Origin of the sequence: Kitasatospora sp. DSM 101779 (assembly GCF_025655475.1) — a bacterium.
Taxonomy (GTDB): Bacteria; Actinomycetota; Actinomycetes; order Streptomycetales; family Streptomycetaceae; genus Kitasatospora.
Genome location: NZ_JAHTIK010000001.1, coordinates 148,170 through 165,629, shown reverse-complemented (window position 1 = coordinate 165,629; position 17,460 = coordinate 148,170). Strand labels below are relative to the sequence as shown.

18 protein-coding genes and 1 pseudogene are annotated in these 17,460 nt (G+C 72.2%); 15 read left to right on the top strand and 4 right to left on the bottom strand.

From position 1 onward, the window contains the following. Window positions 1-235: 235 nt before the first annotated feature. The 6 genes from KSNIM_RS00725 (at window position 236) to KSNIM_RS00700 (ending at window position 6,628) form a co-directional block, all read left to right on the top strand. Window positions 236-1,189 (top strand): ABC transporter substrate-binding protein, encoded by a 954-nt coding sequence (locus KSNIM_RS00725; RefSeq protein WP_263101225.1) that lies wholly within the window; start codon window positions 236-238, stop codon window positions 1,187-1,189. Window position 1,190: 1 nt separating this feature from the next. Next, window positions 1,191-2,156, top strand: a complete 966-nt coding sequence (locus KSNIM_RS00720) for an amino acid ABC transporter permease (protein ID WP_263101224.1) — start codon at window positions 1,191-1,193, stop codon at window positions 2,154-2,156. Window positions 2,157-2,160: 4 nt separating this feature from the next. Then, window positions 2,161-2,925: an amino acid ABC transporter ATP-binding protein gene (locus KSNIM_RS00715; RefSeq protein WP_317633974.1), complete on the top strand. Its 765-nt coding sequence runs from the start codon at window positions 2,161-2,163 to the stop codon at window positions 2,923-2,925. After that, window positions 2,922-4,148, top strand: coding sequence for a M20 family metallopeptidase (locus tag KSNIM_RS00710; protein WP_263101223.1), 1,227 nt, complete (start codon window positions 2,922-2,924; stop codon window positions 4,146-4,148). The genes KSNIM_RS00715 and KSNIM_RS00710 overlap by 4 nt, the downstream gene beginning before the upstream one ends. A gap of 144 nt (window positions 4,149-4,292) precedes the next feature. After that, window positions 4,293-5,600 (top strand): cyanophycinase, encoded by a 1,308-nt coding sequence (locus KSNIM_RS00705; protein WP_263101222.1) that lies wholly within the window; start codon window positions 4,293-4,295, stop codon window positions 5,598-5,600. Between the two features lie 143 nt (window positions 5,601-5,743). Continuing rightward, window positions 5,744-6,628 (top strand): MurR/RpiR family transcriptional regulator, encoded by an 885-nt coding sequence (locus KSNIM_RS00700; RefSeq protein WP_263101221.1) that lies wholly within the window; start codon window positions 5,744-5,746, stop codon window positions 6,626-6,628. 68 nt (window positions 6,629-6,696) lie between these two features. On the opposite strand, the gene KSNIM_RS00695 is transcribed toward KSNIM_RS00700, so the two are convergent. Continuing rightward, window positions 6,697-6,891, bottom strand: coding sequence for a hypothetical protein (locus KSNIM_RS00695; RefSeq protein ID WP_263101220.1), 195 nt, complete (start codon window positions 6,889-6,891; stop codon window positions 6,697-6,699). 578 nt (window positions 6,892-7,469) lie between these two features. Here KSNIM_RS00695 and KSNIM_RS00690 point away from each other — a divergent pair. From KSNIM_RS00690 to KSNIM_RS00670, 5 genes and pseudogenes are all read left to right on the top strand, one after another. After that, a complete protein-coding gene (locus KSNIM_RS00690) occupies window positions 7,470-8,021 on the top strand; it encodes an EF-hand domain-containing protein (RefSeq protein WP_263101219.1) in 552 nt (183 codons plus the stop codon). 91 nt (window positions 8,022-8,112) lie between these two features. Beyond that, window positions 8,113-8,339, top strand: a pseudogene (locus KSNIM_RS00685) (DUF4193 family protein); the annotation flags it as partial. A gap of 80 nt (window positions 8,340-8,419) precedes the next feature. Continuing rightward, window positions 8,420-8,866, top strand: coding sequence for a hypothetical protein (locus KSNIM_RS00680; RefSeq protein ID WP_263101218.1), 447 nt, complete (start codon window positions 8,420-8,422; stop codon window positions 8,864-8,866). 392 nt (window positions 8,867-9,258) lie between these two features. Continuing rightward, a complete protein-coding gene (locus KSNIM_RS00675) occupies window positions 9,259-9,912 on the top strand; it encodes a fasciclin domain-containing protein (protein WP_411543633.1) in 654 nt (217 codons plus the stop codon). A 185-nt stretch (window positions 9,913-10,097) separates the two neighbouring features. After that, the gene (locus tag KSNIM_RS00670) at window positions 10,098-10,877 is read left to right on the top strand and encodes a lysophospholipase (protein WP_263101217.1); all 780 of its coding nucleotides are present in this window, start codon (window positions 10,098-10,100) and stop codon (window positions 10,875-10,877) included. 105 nt (window positions 10,878-10,982) lie between these two features. On the opposite strand, the gene KSNIM_RS00665 is transcribed toward KSNIM_RS00670, so the two are convergent. Further along, window positions 10,983-11,738, bottom strand: coding sequence for an anti-sigma factor (locus tag KSNIM_RS00665; protein WP_263101216.1), 756 nt, complete (start codon window positions 11,736-11,738; stop codon window positions 10,983-10,985). Beyond that, window positions 11,735-12,319: an ECF RNA polymerase sigma factor SigK gene (gene sigK, locus KSNIM_RS00660; RefSeq protein WP_411543632.1), complete on the bottom strand. Its 585-nt coding sequence runs from the start codon at window positions 12,317-12,319 to the stop codon at window positions 11,735-11,737. The genes KSNIM_RS00665 and sigK overlap by 4 nt, the downstream gene beginning before the upstream one ends. A gap of 342 nt (window positions 12,320-12,661) precedes the next feature. On the opposite strand from sigK, the gene KSNIM_RS00655 reads away from it, so the two are divergent. Both KSNIM_RS00655 and KSNIM_RS00650 read left to right on the top strand, forming a co-directional pair. Continuing rightward, entirely contained in the window at window positions 12,662-13,039 is a 378-nt protein-coding gene (locus KSNIM_RS00655; protein ID WP_263101215.1) for a hypothetical protein, read from the top strand. Window positions 13,040-13,148: 109 nt separating this feature from the next. Next, complete coding sequence (locus KSNIM_RS00650; protein ID WP_263101214.1) at window positions 13,149-13,634, top strand: ATP-binding protein; 486 nt, start codon at window positions 13,149-13,151, stop codon at window positions 13,632-13,634. A gap of 1,066 nt (window positions 13,635-14,700) precedes the next feature. On the opposite strand, the gene KSNIM_RS00645 is transcribed toward KSNIM_RS00650, so the two are convergent. Then, complete coding sequence (locus tag KSNIM_RS00645; protein ID WP_263101213.1) at window positions 14,701-14,925, bottom strand: hypothetical protein; 225 nt, start codon at window positions 14,923-14,925, stop codon at window positions 14,701-14,703. 742 nt (window positions 14,926-15,667) lie between these two features. On the opposite strand from KSNIM_RS00645, the gene KSNIM_RS00640 reads away from it, so the two are divergent. Further along, a complete protein-coding gene (locus KSNIM_RS00640; RefSeq protein ID WP_263107783.1) occupies window positions 15,668-15,949 on the top strand; it encodes a MerR family transcriptional regulator in 282 nt (93 codons plus the stop codon). A gap of 1,260 nt (window positions 15,950-17,209) precedes the next feature. Beyond that, complete coding sequence (locus tag KSNIM_RS00635) at window positions 17,210-17,413, top strand: cold-shock protein (RefSeq protein ID WP_030918248.1); 204 nt, start codon at window positions 17,210-17,212, stop codon at window positions 17,411-17,413. Window positions 17,414-17,460: the final 47 nt, after the last annotated feature.

Here is a 17,460-nt window from a genome sequence, read left to right as displayed (position 1 = left end):
AACGGCGCTCGGGAACGGAAGATACAGATCCTGCGTGGTCGGCGATAGATGTAACGGAAGTCCGGGGGAAAATCTTGGCCTTGCGGTGCGGAAACGATGCAGCGGCGACCCGAGGGTCAGGCCGTTATGCATTTGTATCCTGTGTTACATCTGTTCATCTTTCAGCGTTGGATGTAACGTCATGGCTCGCGGCGCGGCCCCACGGGCGCCGCCAAGGTTCCCGAAAGGTAGCGACGTGAACTCCCTCGTCTTCCGCAGACCGGCCCTGCTGGCGGCCGTCACCCTGTGCGGATCCCTCGCCCTGTCCGCCTGCACCGGTGGAGGCGGCGAGCCGGCTCCCCCCGCTGCCGCCCCGGTCACGATCGCAGGCGTCACGATCACCCCCGACGCCGCCCTTCACGCCTCGCTGCCGGAAGCGGTCAAGAAGTCCGGCAGGGTCCGCGTCGCCACCGACATCCCCTACCCCCCGTTCGAGATGTACGTCTCCGAGGGCAGCAAGGAGATGACCGGCCTCGACGTCGACCTCGGCCGGGCCCTCGCCGCGAAGCTCGGCGTCACGTTCGAGTTCCAGGCCCAGAAGTTCGACGGCATCGTCCCCGCCATCCAGGCAGGCAAGTACGACGCCGCGATCTCCGCCATCACCGACAACAAGGAGCGCGAGCAGGTCGTCGACTTCGTCGACTACTCCGCCTCCGGCACCGGCGTCATGGTCGCCAAGGGCAACCCGCAGACGATCGTCACCCTCGACGACCTGTGCGGCCGCTCCGTCGCCGTCCAGACCGGCACCAACCAGCAGAAGCTCCTCGAGAAGCACCAGGAGAGGTGCCGCGAGCTCGGCAGGAACGCCATCCACCTCCAGGCCTTCCCCAAGGACTCCGACGCCCAGCTCGCCCTGCGCTCCGGCAAGGTCGTCGCCGACGTCCTCACCAAGCCCGCCGCCGGATGGACCGCGAAGACCGCCGACGGCGGCGCCGCGTTCGAGGTCGTCGACGACCCCGCCGCACTCGGCGGCTACAACGCCTCACCCAACGGCATCGCGATCGCCAAGAACCTGCCGCAGCTCACCGACGCCGTCCAGAAGGCACTCCAGCAGCTGATCGACGAGGGCTCCCTCGCCACGATCCACGCCACGTACGGCGCCGCGTCCATCGCCATCAAGCAGGCCACCAAGAACGGCGCGGTGGACTGACATGACCGCCTCTCCCGCCTCCGCACCCGCGACCCGGACCGAGGAAGCCGCCGTGCGCGCCGACGAACTCACCGCCGTCCCCGTACGCCACTGGAGCCGCTGGATCGCCGCCGCCCTCGCCCTGCTCTCCCTCGTCGGACTCGTCGGCTCCCTCGCCAAGAACCCCAACCTGCACTGGGACGTCGTCGGCCACTACCTCTTCGCCGACCTCATCTTCGACGGCCTCGTCACCACCCTGTGGCTCACCGCCGCAGCCATGGCGATCGGCCTGGCCCTCGGCACCCTCGTCGCCGTCATGCGACTGTCCGCCAGCCCCGTGCTGTACGCGCTGTCCTCACTGTTCGTCTGGCTCTTCCGCGGCACCCCGCTGCTGGTGCAGATCATCTTCTGGGCGTACGCCGCCGCCCTCTACAAGCACGTGATGATCGGCATCCCGTTCACCACGATCACCTTCGTGCAGCTCGACACCAACAGCCTGCTCACCCCGTCGATCGCCGCCCTGCTCGCCCTCGGCCTCAACGAGGCCGCCTACGCCTCCGAGATCGTCCGCGCCGGCATCCAGTCCGTCGACCCGGGCCAGACCGAGGCCGCGCACTCCCTCGGCATGAAGCCCGCCCTGACGATGCGCCGCATCGTCCTGCCGCAGGCCATGCGGGTCATCATCCCCCCGATGGGCAACGAGACCATCAACATGCTCAAGACCACCGCCTACGTCTCGGTGATCGCCGCCCACGACCTGATGTCGAACATCCAGGACGTCTACGCCCAGAACTACCAGGTCATCCCGATGCTCGTCGTCGCCGCCCTCTGGTACCTCGCGCTGACCACCGTCCTGTCCGTCCCCCAGGCCTGGCTGGAGCGCCGCTACGGCCGCGGCACCACCCGCATGGCCCAGGTCTCACCCCTGCGCCGCATGTTCGTCGGCGTCACCGACCTTCTCACCACCAACCGCGAACGGAAGGGCTGAACCGATGGCCCAGCCCATGGTGCACGCCGAGGGCGTGCGCAAGCACTACGGGAAGCTCGACGTCCTCAAGGGCATCGACCTCACCGTCGAACGCGGCCAGGTGTGCTGCCTGCTCGGGCCCTCCGGCTCCGGCAAGTCCACGTTCCTGCGCTGCATCAACCACCTGGAGAAGGTCGACGGCGGCCGCCTCACCGTCGACGGCGACCTCGTCGGCTACCGTCAGGCCGGCACCCGCCTGCACGAGCTCCGCGAGTCCGAGGTCGCTGAACGCCGCCGCGAGATCGGCATGGTCTTCCAGCGCTTCAACCTCTTCCCGCACATGACCGCCCTGGAGAACGTCATCGAGGCGCCCGTCAGGGTGAACGGCGTCAACAAGGCCGACGCCCGCGCCGAGGCGCAGCTCCTGCTGGACCGGGTCGGCCTCGGCGACCGCGCCGGCCACTACCCCTCCCAGCTGTCCGGCGGCCAGCAGCAGCGCGTCGCGATCGCCCGCGCGCTCGCGATGAAGCCGAAACTGATGCTGTTCGACGAGCCGACCTCCGCGCTCGACCCGGAGCTCGTCGGCGACGTCCTGGACGTCATGCGCGACCTCGCCGCCGACGGCATGACCATGGTCGTGGTCACCCATGAGATCGGCTTCGCCCGCGAGGTCGGCGACACCGCCGTGTTCATGGACGACGGCGTCGTGGTCGAGGCAGGCGACCCTCGCACCGTGCTGGTGGACCCGGAGCAGGAACGCACCAAGGCGTTCCTGTCCAAGGTCCTGTGAGCGCCCCCGCCGAGCAGGCGCCCACCACGGACCGAGGGCCGGCCGGCCCGGCCGTCCTGCGGGCCGCCGCCGAGGCGGCCCTGCCGGACTACCTCGCCGACCTCGCCGACCTCGTCGCCCTCGACTCCGGCTCCTACAGCCCCGCGGGCGTGAACCGGGTCGCCGACCGGGTCGAACAGCGGCTGGACCGCATCGGCTTCACCACCGAGCGCATCCCCACCCGTCTGCCCGACGGCCGACCGTGCGGCGACGTACTGATCGGCCGTCTCGCCGGCACACTGCCGGCCGCCGACGGCGGTGCCCGGATCGTACTCGTCGGCCACATGGACACCGTCTTCGAGGACGGCACCGCCGCGGCCCGCCCCTTCCGCACCGACGGCCACCTGGCCCACGGCCCCGGCGTCAGCGACGACAAGGGAGGACTGCTCGCCGGCATCACCGCCGCCGACCTCCTGGTCCGGCACGGGCGGACCGCGTTCGCCGAACTGATCGTCCTCGCCACCCCGGACGAGGAGATCGGCTCGCCCGCCAGCCGCCCGATCACCGAACGCGTCGCCGCCGGAGCCGACTACGCCCTCGCGCTCGAGTGCGCCCGGGAGAACGGCGACCTGGTCGTCGAGCGCAAGGGCGTGGCCGACCTCCTGGTGACGGTCACCGGCCGCGCGGCGCACGCGGGCATCGAACCCGAACGCGGCGCCAACGCCGCCCTCGCCGCAGCCCACCTCGTCGTCGACCTCCAGGCACTCAACGGCCGATGGCCCGGCGTCACCCTCAACGTCGGCGTGGTCCGGGCCGGCACCCGGACCAACATCGTCTGCCCCGAGGCCGAACTGCACATCGAGGTCCGCGCCACGACCACCGCCGGGCTGCACACCGCGATCGCCGGAATCCGCGAGGCCTCCGCCCGCCCCGTCGTCGACGGCACCACCGCCCGGGTGCACCAGGTCGACCTGTGCCCGCCGATGGAGAACACCCCCGCCGCCCAGGCCGTCCTGGCCCTCGCCCGGGAGGCCGCCGCCGAACTCGGCCTGGACATCGACGCTGCCTCCACCGGAGGGGTCGGCGACGCCAACCTCACCTCCGGCCTCGGCATCCCCACCCTCGACGGCCTCGGCCCCGTCGGCGGCGCCGACCACACCCCCCAGGAGTGGCTCGACGTGGCCAGCGTGCCCGGCCGGATCGCCCTGCTCGCATCCCTGATCGAACGCCTGCGCCGCACCTGAGCACGCACCCAAGGACAGGCCCGGCCGGACGCAGCGGCACCCGCCGGCCGGCCGGGCCGCCGACACCGGGTACGCGTCGCCGACGGGCTGCGCACACCCGGAACCGCACGGTTCCCACCCCTCGACCCCCACGGGAGAACCCGGATGAACCGACACCACCTGCCCCCACGCGCGGCGATCGCCGCGGCCGCCGCCCTGACCGTCGTCGCAGCGGCCGCACCCACCGCCTCCGCAGCCCCGCAGACCCCGGCCCGCCCGGACCACCGGGGCGGCGGCACCCTGATCCTGGTGGGCGGAGGCCTCAAGGACGACAACACCGAGATCTACCACGAGATCATCGCCAAGGCGGGCGGCGCCGGGCGGGCCCGCATCGGCGTGCTCACCGCCGCCTCCGTCCCCGAGAGCCAGGACCCCGACGCGGCGGACCCCGACCGGTGCTCGAACTCCGTGTGCAACGGCAGGTACTACGCCGATCTGTTCAAGCACCACGGAGCGGCCGACGCCCAGTGGATCCCGATCGACATCGACCACGTCGCCGCCGCCGACTCCGACGCCGCGGCCGCCCAAGTGAACGCCATGACCGGGTTCTTCTTCGGCGGAGGCGACCAGTACCGCTACCTCACCAGCCTGCTGCACGGCGACGCCCACACCGATTCCAAGGTCCTCGCCGCGATCCGCGCCAAACTGCGGGCCGGGGCCGTCGTCGCGGGCTCCAGCGCCGGCGCTCAGATCGCCTCCGGGCCCGACATGGTCAGCGGCGGCGACAGCTATCCGGCCCTTCGTGACGGCAGCACGCCCGGCTACTTCGAGGACCCCGGCCGCCTCGGCTACATCCCCGCCGGCGGCTTCGGCTTCTTCGGCTCCGGCCTCATCGACACCCACACCGGCACCTACGGCCGCGAAGGCCGCGCGATCCGGCTCGCAGCCGACACCGGACACACCCGGGTGTTCGCCCTCGACGAGAACACCGCCCTCGAGGTCGAGCACGCCGGGTCCGCCGACGAGTCCCTGCGCGTCCTGGGCACCCACGGCGTCTCCGTGTTCGACCTGCGCCGCGCCCGCACCGGCACCACCGGCGGTCGGTGGACCATCGAAGGCGTCCGCTACAGCTACCTCACCGACGGCGACCGGTACGACGCCCGAACCTGGCACACCGAGCCGGCCGACGGCAAGAAGCCGCTCACGCCAGGCCCGCAGAACACCGTGCCGGCCAACCACGACGCCTTCTACTCCGTCGACAACCCGGACGGCACCCCCTACTCCTTCTCCGGCACCGCCCGGGCCCTCACCGCCGCCGACCGGCGCACAGCGACCGCCACCACCTTCGAGACCGGCCCGACCTTCGAGATCACCTTCCGCAAGCGGGGCGACAGCCGCGCCTGGAGCGCCGACGGCACCACGACCGCCTCCTTCAGCGACCTCGACGTGCGCATCGCCCCCGCCACCGACTGACCGCCCGAACCACCCGAGCACCTCCCCGCAGCCCGGCACTTCGCTAGGCTGCGGGGATCACGATCAAGCTCCCGCAGCCCAGGCCACCCGGGGCGACCGGCCACCGCCGGCCTCTCCGAGCCCCAGACCGGGAAAGGACCCCCATGGCCCCCGTCACCCTCGCCGAGGACATTCGGCAGCGACTCGGCGAATGCAGCCCCGCCGAGCGAAAGGTCGGCCGGGTCCTGCTCGCAGGCTGGCCCGCGTCCGGATTCGAGACCATCGCCACCCTCGCCGAACGCGCCGACGTCAGCGCCCCCACGGTCATCCGCTTCGTCAACCGACTCGGCTACCGAGGCTTCCCCGACTTCCAGGCAGCGCTGCGCGCGGAGCTGGACGAGCGGAACGCCTCCCCGCTCACCCTCTACACCGCGGGCGGCTACGGCGCCCCCACCGAGGACGACTCGGTGGACCGGACCGGACCGGCAGGCCTGCTCGCCTACGGCAGGGAGGTGTTCACTTCGGCTGTCGATCGCACCCTGGCCGAAGTCACCCCGCACGACCTGGAGCGGGCCGTGCAACTCCTCGCCGACCCCAAGCGCCGCATCACGCTGGTCGGTGGCCGCTTCAGCCATCTGTTCGCCCAGTACCTCGGCCTGCACCTGATGCAGATGCGCGACGAGGTACGGATGCTGCCCGACCGGCCCGTGGAGCGCACGGCTCAGCTGTCCTCCCTGGGCCGGCGGGATGTCCTCGTCGTGTTCGACTACCGCCGCTACGAGGAGGACAAGGTCACCATTGCCGAGCTGGTCCGGGAGGCGGGCGGGCGGGTCGTGCTGTTCACGGACACCTGGCTCTCGCCCGTGAGTACCCAGGCAGAGGTGGTGCTCTCCAGCCAGGTCGGGGCCCCCTCGCCCTACGACAGCCTGGTGCCCACGCTCGCCGTGGTGGAGACCGTGGTCGCCGGAATCGTTGCCGAGCTCGGAGACAAGGCGCACGGTCACATGCAGGGCGGTGAGGAGACCGCCCGCCGGCTCGGTCTGACATGACGGCTCCTCGAACGTGCGGCGGCCCGCGGAGCAGGATGCTCAGCGGGCCGCCACGCGTTCGAGGGTGCTCAGCAGACTGCCGTCCCGGAATAGGGGTTGGCGTCGGCGACGCCGTTGGTGACGCTGCGGGTGCAGTAGCCGCAGGCCGGGCGGTTCTTGTAGTCGTGGGTGTCGCAGGGGCGCAGCCGCCAGATCCGGTAGTGGGAGAACGTCAGCGGCTTGCCGGAGACGGCCTGCTCCGGCTGGTGGTCGCCGAGGACCACGTACGCGTCCTGGCCGGAGAGCGTGGCCTGGCGGCAGCCGCCATGATGGCGAATTTCTCGATCACGCCGTGGCCAACGAGCGACCCGTCAGCGAAGGGACACCGGCTACTGCCTGCGGAGCACCCCGCTGGGCAGTTGGAGTGAACCGGACTGCCGATCCCGCCCCACGGCGGCCGCCGCGCCCCGGACCCTGCCGCCGCGGCCCGGCGCTGCGCCGGTCCGGACCGGTCGCAGCGCCCCTCACGGCCTTGAGCGGGCAGTGCCCGGCCGCAGGCACCACAGGCGGCCGGGGGCCGGGCGTGGCGGCGGCGTTTTCGGGGAGGTGCTGGCGCGCGGCGTGCGCGGGGCAGCGAAGGCAGCCCGCGGGCCGCGTCACGGGCGCAGGTCCAGGCGTGGCATGCACCCGATGTGCCGTCGGCCGCCGGTCCCGGAGGGGCTGATCGTGGGCGCGGCGTACAGCGGTTCGTGTGAGAACGGGGTCCGGTCCGGATGTCCCTTGCACGGTCCGGGGAGTGTCCGGGGTGGCCTTCCCCCACCCCGGGAAAGCGCCACACCCAGGATCGCGAAAGGAATGCGGCATGACCACGACGGTGCGGGACATCATCACCACCAAACTTGAGCGCCAGTTCGACACCATCGACGCCGACAAGGACGGCTACGTGGACTGCACGGACTACCAGAGACTCGCCGACCGCTACATCCAGGCCTACAAGCTCGACAAGAACGACCTCCGTGCCCGCGCCCTGCAGAGCTTCTGCCAGATCTACTGGCTGGAACTGCTGCGCCACTCCGGCGCCGGAGGCGACCGGCTGACGAAGGACCAGTTCGTCACGGCGAACCGCCTCGCGTGCATCGACACCAGCCGGCTGAACGTGGTGGACGGCGGCGGCCACGCGATCTTCGACGTCATCGACACCAACGGCGACAACGAGATCAGCAAGGACGAGTTCGCCCGGCTCCTGCGGGACGTGTGGAGGAGCGAATCGCCCGACGCGATGGACGTGTTCATGAAGCTGGACACCGACGGGAACGGGGCGATCTCGCGCCAGGAGTTCATCCGCGCGGTGCGCGAGCACTTCATGTCCAACGACCCCGACGCCCCCGGCAGCATGTTCTTCGGCCACATCTGACCTACCCGCCCCTCCGGGCGGGCCCTGATGACCGGGAGCCTGCCGCCGCCCCCGGGCCCCGGCCCGGGGGCGGCCGCCCGCCCGGCGGCCGCAGGGCCGACGCGACGACAAGCAAAGCGCCGCGGTCGACGCCGAAGCCGAGGCCGTCGAGGGGCTGGAACTTCCGGGCACCGACCTGTCCGGCGAGGAACCGTCCAGGTCGTGCCCCTGCAGGAGGACGCGTTCACCTGCATGACCTGCTTCTTGGTCCACCACCGCACCCGACCCGCCGGCCAGGACAGGAACGGCCGGCCGATCTGCCGCGACTGTGCAGCCTGACCACAGCGCCCTCCGCCGCCCTGTCAGCCGTCCGGGCCCGCCCGTCCGGGCTGTACGCGTCCCGTCCGGAGGTCTGCGGCATGGTCTGCTTCAACACCCGCAGCGCAGCAGACCTGCTGTTCCTCTTGGAGACCGGGTCCGCCGAGCGGGACGCCACCGTGGTGATCGCCCGGACGATCACCGCCACCCTCGAACTCGATCCGCAGAACGCCGCCGTCCTGATCGCCCGCATGGCCCGCCGGGTGGACTTCCCCGTCCGCCTGCTGGAGCAGGCAGTCGCCGAGAACCCCGCCCACACCGGCCTGCTCGCCACCCGGACGCTCGCCCAGGATCTCCCGCACTTCCGCTCCCGGATCCCGGTCATGATCCGGCAGCAGGCGAACACCCTCACCGCGGAAGTCCTGCGGCAACCGGCAGACCGCGACCAAGACCCCCAAGCCGGATGGGAGCTGATCCGCCAGGCTCTGCTCGACGGCGCCACCGCGGCAGCCCTCGCCAACGCCGACGCCTATATCGCAGGACTGTGAACGCTGCCCAACGTCTCCCCCCGGCCCGGCCCGGCGCGGCCCGGCCCGGCCACCTCGCTGCATTCCGGCAGTCCCCACGCACGCCTGTGGTTGCCACACCCGGCCCGAAACCGCCCCGGGCTGGTCGGCGGAGTGCAGCAGCGACCCGGGCGGCCGTCAACGGAGTCCGCCCTCCCCTGAGGCATTGTTCTGCCCGGTCACCACTCGTCCGGGTGAGTCCGGGGACGGCGCCAATCCCGGGGTCCGGCGGCGCCGAACGGGTTGTGTGACAGGCGAATGCATCTTCCGCCCCGGCAGGCAGTGCGGCCGGTGGCGCGGCACGCCGTCGGACGTCATCCGGCCGGGCGGTCCTCGCCCTGGCCGCGCCACTCTCCCGTAAGGAGCACCTTCTCGTGTCGACCATGTCCCGCAGCCGTTCCTTCGCCGTACTTGTCGCCGCCGGTGCCCTGGCGCTCGGGATGAGCGCCTGCGGCAGCGGCGGGGGTTCCAGCAGCGGAGCCGCCGCCGATGCGGCGTCGTCCAAGGCACCGCAGGCCGTGCCGAGCGCGGCAGTGAGCACGGCCATGGCCGCGGCCCGGCCGTTCGGTGCCGCCTGTGCAGCGGTTCCGAAGGACGGGGCCGGCTCGTTCGCCGGCATGGCGCAGGATCCGGTCGCCACCGCCGCCTCCCACAACCCGCTGCTGTCCACCCTCGTGAGCGCCGTCACCAAGGCGGGTCTGGCCGACACCCTGAACTCGGCGCAGAACATCACGGTGTTCGCGCCGACCAACGACGCCTTTGCCAAGCTGCCGAAGAAGGACCTGGACGCCGTCCTCGCCGACCAGGACAAGCTCACCAAGATCCTCACCTACCACGTGGCGCCGGAGCGTCTCGCACCCATGGACCTGTCGGGTGATCACAAGACGCTCCAGGGCGGCACGGTGACCGTTACCGGCGCCGGGCAGGACTTCACCGCGAACGGCAACGCCAAGGTGCTGTGCGGCAACGTGCAGACCGCCAACGCCACCGTGTACATCGTCGACACCGTCCTCATGCCGACCTCCTGACCCGCCCCTGGGCGTGCAGCCCCGGCCCTCCTCCGGTGCTCCCGGCCGGGGCTGCACGTCTGCGGACGACCTCCGTCCCGGCTCCGTCCGCCCGGCAACACCGGCCCTGGCCCGGTCCGTGGTCGCAGGCGACGGTGGCGCATTCGCCGTTCCGGCCGATCACCCGAGCAGGAGAGTGAATCCTCATGAACCGGAGCCGTACCGCCCCGGCAGCACTCGATGTCCTGCACGCCCCCGACAGCCCGCAGGCCGTGGTGCTCCTGCTCCACGGCGGCCGCGCCGACAGCCTCGCCCCGCCCACGCTCCTCAACCTGCCGGCGCGCCGGATGCATCTCCTCGCCCGGGCGCTGCGCCGCCAACTGCCGGGCGATGCCGTCCTGATCGCGCGGGTCCGCTACCGGTACCGCGGCTGGAACGGGCACGCGGCGCACCCGGTGCAGGACGCGCACCGCGCCTTGGGTGAGCTTGCCCGCCTGGTTCCGGGGCTGCCGGTCGCCCTGGTCGGTCACTCGATGGGCGGCCGCGCGGCGATCGCTGCCGCCGGGCGTCCCGGGGTGCGGGGCGTGGTCGCCCTCGCACCGTGGTGCCCGCCGGGCGAACCCGTCGCCCACCTGGCCGGGCGGAGCCTGGTGATTCTCCACGACGAGCGTGACCCCGTCACCTCCGCGGCGCAGTCCTGGGACCTCGCCCGCCGAGCCGCCGCGGCCGGCGCCCGCGTCGGCACGATCGTGATGCCGCGCGGCCGGCACACCATGCTGCTTGACGCCTGCGGCTGGCACCGGCTCACCGTGGACGCGGTCGCGGCGGTGCTCACCGGAGCGCCGCTGGTGCTGGCATCCGCGACACCTGTCGGCCCGCACCCCCGTGCCCCCTATCCGGAGAACCGGCACGGCACGGCCGCGCGGCATCGGACTACCGACGACGGCGGCTTCGGGCCGACGATGCCCGGCACGCTGCCGCGTTGAGGCGCGCCAGCCGGACGTGCTGCTCGCGGGGGTGCTTCCCACGCCGTGGACCCGATCGCACGACCGGCTCGCACGCGCTTCTTGCAGGAACCGGGCCCTGGTGGGTCAGGGCAGGGGGAGCAGCAGAACGGGATCGGTGGTCGGCTGCGGCGAGCCGGTTGCGGGTTCCTGGGAGACGGCGAGGGCCCGTGCGCCGTCGATGCCGGAGGGCAGCAGCAGCGTGCCGTCGGAGGTGTGGAGGAGGCCGGCGGGGCGGGGCGCGCCACCCTTGTCGAGCCACAGCTCCCAGGCGCGGCCGGCGGGCAGCGGTGGCAGGTCGGCGGCGAGGAACGCTGCCCGGTCGCGTTGACGGGACCACACGGCGGTGCCGCTTCCGCTGCCGTCGCTGGTAGAGGCGGTGGCGCTGCGGACGTCCGGCGCGGCCAGCAGCGCACCGAATTCGGCGAGTTCGGTGCGCAGCTGTGCGGTTCGGCTTTCGGCCCGCTGCGCCTGGTCGTGCTGGTGGACGGCGAGGCCGCCGAAGACGGCGGTGAGGGCGAGGCAGGCGGCCAGGGCGAGGCGGGCGGCGGTGCGGCCGGGCCGGCGGCGGACGCGCTCGGGCAGCAGTCGGTCGGCGACGGTGCGCGGTGGGAGCTGCCGGATGCGGGGGAGGGCGGCCATCGCGCGGTCCTCCATGCCGGGCGGCGGCACGGTCGCGGCGGCGAGGCCGAGCCTGGCGAGGGTGGCGGCGAATCCGGCGATTTCCGTGCGGCAGGGCTCGCACCGGGCGAGGTGGCGTTCAAAGGCGGAGCGTTCGGCGTCGCCGAGGGCGTGCAGGGCGTAGGCGCCGGACAGTGTGTGCAGGTCGGCGGTGTCGTTCACGGGTGCACCCCCAGGCAGTCGCGCAGCCGGACGAGGCCGTCGCGCATCCGGGTCTTGACCGTGCTCAGCGGTGCGTGCACCAGGTCGGCGACCTCCTGGTAGGTCAGGCCGCGGTAGTACGCGAGCGTGAGGGATTGCCGTTGCAGACCGGTGAGCGCGGTGAGGCACCGGCGCAGCCGCTCGTGTTCCAGACGGTCCTCGACGGCCTCGGCGACCTCGTCGAAGGCGGTGGTGTGTGCGTGGGCCGCGGCGCGTTCTTCGCGGGCGCTGGTCCTCTGTGCCTGGCGCACCCGGTCGACGGCGCGGCGGTGGGCCATGGTCATCACCCACGGCACGACGGCGCCGCGCTCCGGCCGGTAGCGGGCCGCGCACTGCCACACCTCCAGCATGACCTCCTGCGCGACCTCCTCGGACTGGGCCGGGTCGCGCAGTACCCGCAGGACGAGTCCGAAGACCGGCCCGAGCAGGGCCCGGTAGATCCTGCGGTAGGCGTCCTGGTCGCCCACCGCGACCTCGGCCATCAGCGCCTCCAGCAGGGGTCCGTCGGTGCAGGCCGTGGCGGCCTGCGCGGGCTCGCTCACGGCGTGGACCCGGCCGCGGCCTGCGACCCCGGCCGGGGGCAGGGGCGACGACGGGCCTGGTGGGGACGGTGGTGCTTCACGATCTGGCCTTTCGCGTGGCCGGGAGAAGGAGTGAGGGACCTGTGCACCCTCCTTCTCTGGTTCGTTCCCCGGTCGGAACCGGACGGGTCCGGGCCGGCGAATGTAGGCCGTCCGAGTGTCGAACGTTCAAGCGAAAGAAGTCGGGCGACCCGCCCGTCCAAGCATCATTCGCGCACGAATCAAGGTCATGGAACACCGCCCGATCCGGACGTCGACCACTCTGCGCCCGGTGACGAACCCTCAGGAAGGAGGTGCAGGACGATGACTGCCGCACGCGCCGGGCGCTCGCTGGCGACCGCCGCGGCCGGTGTGGTCCTCGCCGGCGGCGCCGCCGTGGCCACCTCGGCCACCACCGCCTCGGCCACCACCACCGCGTCCGCCACGTCCTCGGTCATGCACGACAAGGAGTGCCGCTGGTACCCGGCGCACTGGGAGCACAAGCTCGTCCACGGGCACTGGCAGAAGGTCTGGCACCACGGGTACGGGAAGAACGTCTGGCACCCGGGCTGGTGGGACTCCCACCACCACTGGCACCACGGCTACTGGCACAAGGTCTGGCACAAGGCGGGCTGGGAGTGGAAGTGGATTCCCACCCACTGGGAGAACGTCTGGGTCCCGGCCGGCTGGTACTGCCGCTGACGACGCCCGCACGTCTGTGCCATCGGCGGGCCCGGTGCCGCCCGGCGCCGGGCCCGCCCCGTCCCGTACTCAACAGCCCGCGGGCCAGTGAACTGAAGGACCCGATTCCATGAACACCGCCCTGCTCCCGCCACCCGTCCCCGCCCCCACACAGCCGTCGGTCCTCGAATGGACCGTGGCTTTCGGCGACGCCGACCGGTGCGTGGCCGAGGCCCGGGCGGGCGCCCGCGCCTTTTTGACCCGCGCTCACCTGCCCCGGCCGCTGCGCGAGGACGCGCTGCTGGTGATCAGCGAACTCGTCACCAACACCGTCCGCCACACGCACGCTCCCGGCAGCCTGCACCTCGCCCACGGCCCGGCCGGCCTCGACGTCGACGTCAGCGACACCAGCCGCGTCCTGCCGCAGCCCCGCCTCGCCGACCCCGGCGCCGCCCTCGGCGGCCGGGGCCTCATCCTGGTTGCGGCCCTCTGCGACAGCGTCTCGGTGACCCTGGACCCGGCCAGCGGAAAGACCGTGCACGCCCACCTCGCCCCGCTCCCGCCACCACCCAGCCCGCCCGCGGCGCGGCCGCCGGGTGCGGCCCGCCCCTGGTAGGACGGCGGCTCCAGGACACGGGACGCCGCTGCCCCCGCACTGCCCGGAACCGCCCGCGGCCCGCTGTCCGGCTCCGTTGCCGCGGCCCGATTCCCGGGCCGCGGGGCGAGCCGCCCGCCTGTGCGTCGGACTGGATCGGCGAACGGCTCGGCCCCGAGACCGCCCGGTCACCGCCTTCCGGCGTCACCGGGCACTTCCGGTTCGCCGCCACCTGGGACGAGGACTGCTGCCGACAGGCAGAAGCCCCCGATCGGACCAGCGCACCCATCGCCTGCGGCCGCCGACCATACGAAGTGGGGGACGGGCGGCCTCAATCTTGAACGGTCAACGTTGTGCCGTCTCTGGCGTTCTGAAGGGCAGTTGGTTGTCCGACCTGTGGGGCTGCAGGCTCTGGGAGCTGCTTGCTGATCTCGATGTCAGGCTGGTTGACGTGGGCGGATGCCTGCTTGGCTGGCGGTGCGTTCGGGCTGGTAGGGGTTCCGGCCTGCTTGGCTGCGCGGTCTCGGAGGCATGCCGCCCTGGCACCTGCTCCTGGCGATGCCCAGAGGTTGGCGTCGCTGCGAGCCGGTGAGTGCCGGCCGGCCGTGCCGCTGTCCCCGTGCCCTCGGGGGGCCTGTGTCGTTGAACCCGGGCGAACCCCGACCAGGGCGCGTGGCGAGCTCCTGGTCTCGTCCGCCCGGCACGTACACCTCCGACGGCGCCGGGGCCGGGGCCGCATCACCCGCCGGGGCGGTCGACCGTACTCATCGGCCGCCTCCGACCGGCGGCCCGCACCCGCCGGCGCCGCTGCCCTGCGACCCGCGGGGCGGCGGCCTTCATACCTCATCGGAAACCGGCGTGCCGTGTGACCGTCAGCCGCCTCAGCCGCTCTGGCCGGTCGGGCGCAGCGAACCGACTCGGCGGGTTCGCCGAAGACCGGCAGGTCGTCGATGACGACGAGGTACGGCCGGGGTAGCCCGGCCCCGACGTACCGTCGCTCACGGAGGGTCCACCGGTCTCCCTCCGCGGTCCGGCCGCTCCCTTTCGGCGCCGGTCGCGGCCGGACCAAACCAGAGGCGCATCGCTCCTAGCCAATCGCCGGACCCTGCCCGCGGTCACCGGACGGGCGGACCGTGTCAAGGGCGTCGCGCAGGGCGTACAGGTCGGCGGTGGTGGCGAGTTCGGCGAAGCGGGCCAGCAGCCGCCGGACGGTTCGGTCGTCGCCGTCGCGCACGGCCTCGGTGATCGCTTCGACCAGGGCCGCCTGTCCGCCCCGGGTCCTCTCCGGTGCCGTGGGCGCCGGGTTCTCCACTGCCGCCTCCCTGCACGGTGTCGCTCGTTCCTTCGGGCGCGAGGCGGCGACTCAGGGGGTTGCCGCCGCCGCGCAGCGGAAGGTTAGCTCACCCGCGGGCGGCGCAAAATCTATGCGCGCCGGAGTAGACATTGCCCGCGGGCGGGTCTAGCGTTTCTCTCGTACACAGCAGTCGGCGATGCCGGCCAGACATGAACTGGCCGGGTTGTTGGACAGAAGTTCGCGGTTCGGTCCGGCAGTGGACTCTTCCGAAGCCAGGCAGGTGCAGGACGGCGACGGGACTGACTGCCGGACCGGGCGGCCCGCAGGTATCAGGGGCCACCAGCAGTACCCGTAGTACGCAGTTCAGTGAGTGCAGTACCAGTAGTACGAAAAGTGACAGTTCGGCACAGAGGATGAACGGAGGGCACAAGCGCCATCAGGATCGCCCGGCCCGTGAACACCGGCCCGGGCGGACACCGCAGACCCCAACGCAAGGACGGTGGTTTCCGGTCACGCATACGCGATCCCCGCACACCCCAACCCCCGGGGCCGTGCGAACACGAAGAAACCGGCCCCAAGGCCGGAAGATGGTGTAGAACCCTTCGGGGCCCCGGGAGTGCGACACTCCCGGGGCCCCTCGACGCGTCCCCCCGCCCCGACACGAAGAGGTGCAGTGACCACGGCAACCATCCGACCGCACACCCCCGCCACCCCCGACCGCCCGAACCGGCTCGACGACGACGACTACCCCGCCTACACCATGGGACGCGCCGCAGAGATGACCGGCACCACACCCGGTTTCCTACGTGCCCTCGGCGAGCACGGACTCATCACCCCACTGCGCTCCGACGGCGGACACCGCCGCTACTCCCGCTACCAGCTGCGCATCGCCATGCGCGCCCGCGACCTCGTCGACCAGGGCACCCCGATCGAGGCGGCCTGCCGCATCGTCATCCTCGAAGACCAGCTCGACGAAGCCCTGCGCATCAACGAACAGCTCCGCCGCTCCCCGCACGGCCAGGAACCCACCGCCGACACCTGACCGCCCACCCGCCGCCTCGGCCGCCAGGACCGGTCCGCGGTGAGCGCATGCCGTTCACCGCAGGCCGCCCCGGGAACGGAGACCAAGCCGGCCCTGCCGCCCCCGAGCGCGAGCCGGAGCAGTCCAGTGGTGCAGCATCGCGCCGGTCCGGTCCCCGGACGGACCGGCGAAGGCCGCCCCGGCGCCGCCACGACGACTCGCAGTTTTCGGAGTTCACGCAGGTGGTATTCGTCCACAACCGTTCTGCGCGGGTCATGACGCGTGCCCTGCGGCGTGGGCCCGGGCCCGGCCATCGTTTCGTTGACCGGACCGCGCCCACGCTCACAGCGCAGGCAGCGCCCAGCCGATGCTGACCCCGCGACCGGACGTGCCCGGGGGACAGAAGCCCCCTCAGCCAGGCAGCCCGTCAGCTCCGGAGAGGGGCGTTCTTCATTCGGATCGCCGGTCCTTGCGGGCCCGACACGCCGTGCGTGGCCCTTGTTTCATCCGTTGCCGACATCACCTGCAACAGCCCATGCCTGACGAGCCCCTGACCATTCCTGCCCGCCCGCGGTCGCCGGGGGCCTGGCTGCGGTCCGGCTGTGCGGACGCGTGGCCGTCGGGTTCTCCGCCCGCTCCGGCTGGGGCCGCACCCGCGTTCGCGGGCCGTCGGGGTCAGTCTCCCGCTTCGCGGGCGCCCCCCCCGGGCCGCCGAGGCCGGGCCGCAAGGAGTCCAGGTGGCCGTCCCGCGCAGTTCCACCCGCCGCTGCTCGTCCACCCGTCCCTGCTCGACGTCCGCCTCCGGCCCGGAGCCGACGGCCCCGTGCTCGACGCGGTCGGTGAGCTCGACCAGGACACCGGCCCGCTGCTGAGGGGTGACAGGGTGGCCGGCCGGTGACCGGGCCGCCGTGGCGGGAGTTCATCCGGTACCCGCCGCAGGTCCGTCCGAGTTGCGCTTCCACGTGGCCGCCGCGCATACGGGCGCGTGGCCGCGCCGTCAACAAGCATGCTCGCAAGGTGTGTTGATGCCCGTGGTGATTCGGTGGTGACGGCTCCGAGGGGGGCGCCGGCGGGCCGGGGGCGAAATATCCACTGCGATCGGCCGCGCCCTGCTAGACTCGTCCTAGTTGCAGTAGTGGTTCCCATGAACTTTGTGTGCGCCTGCTGATGTATCGCAGGCGCATTTTTGTTTCCCGGCTCTTCCCCGGGTGGGTGCTCATCGCGGCGACTCGAAGCGCGCGCCGTGCGGGCTTCGGACAGCCCCTTGAAGGAGATTTTTTTATGGCTAATGGCACTGTGAAGTGGTTCAATGCGGAAAAGGGCTTCGGCTTTATCGAGCAGGAGGGTGGCGGTCCTGACGTGTTCGCCCACTACTCGAACATCAACGCCAACGGCTTCCGTGAGCTGCTCGAGGGCCAGAAGGTCGAGTTCGACGTCACGCAGGGCCAGAAGGGCCCGCAGGCGGAGAACATTCGTCCGCTGTAGTTTTTCTGCCACGGCACCCGCCTAGCAGCGAGGGGCCCGCACCGCGT

Excerpts from the sequence above, each read along its gene's own strand:
- KSNIM_RS00720 (WP_263101224.1), top strand. The coding sequence starts at position 1,191 with ATGACCGCCTCTCCCGCCTCCGCACCCGCGACCCGGACCGAGGAAGCC.
- KSNIM_RS00715 (WP_317633974.1), top strand. The coding sequence starts at position 2,161 with ATGGCCCAGCCCATGGTGCACGCCGAGGGCGTGCGCAAGCACTACGGG.
- KSNIM_RS00705 (WP_263101222.1), top strand. The coding sequence starts at position 4,293 with ATGAACCGACACCACCTGCCCCCACGCGCGGCGATCGCCGCGGCCGCC.
- KSNIM_RS00700 (WP_263101221.1), top strand. The coding sequence starts at position 5,744 with ATGGCCCCCGTCACCCTCGCCGAGGACATTCGGCAGCGACTCGGCGAA.
- KSNIM_RS00690 (WP_263101219.1), top strand. The coding sequence starts at position 7,470 with ATGACCACGACGGTGCGGGACATCATCACCACCAAACTTGAGCGCCAG.
- KSNIM_RS00680 (WP_263101218.1), top strand. The coding sequence starts at position 8,420 with ATGGTCTGCTTCAACACCCGCAGCGCAGCAGACCTGCTGTTCCTCTTG.
- KSNIM_RS00670 (WP_263101217.1), top strand. The coding sequence starts at position 10,098 with ATGAACCGGAGCCGTACCGCCCCGGCAGCACTCGATGTCCTGCACGCC.
- KSNIM_RS00655 (WP_263101215.1), top strand. The coding sequence starts at position 12,662 with ATGACTGCCGCACGCGCCGGGCGCTCGCTGGCGACCGCCGCGGCCGGT.
- KSNIM_RS00650 (WP_263101214.1), top strand. The coding sequence starts at position 13,149 with ATGAACACCGCCCTGCTCCCGCCACCCGTCCCCGCCCCCACACAGCCG.
- KSNIM_RS00640 (WP_263107783.1), top strand. The coding sequence starts at position 15,668 with ATGGGACGCGCCGCAGAGATGACCGGCACCACACCCGGTTTCCTACGT.
- KSNIM_RS00635 (WP_030918248.1), top strand. The coding sequence starts at position 17,210 with ATGGCTAATGGCACTGTGAAGTGGTTCAATGCGGAAAAGGGCTTCGGC.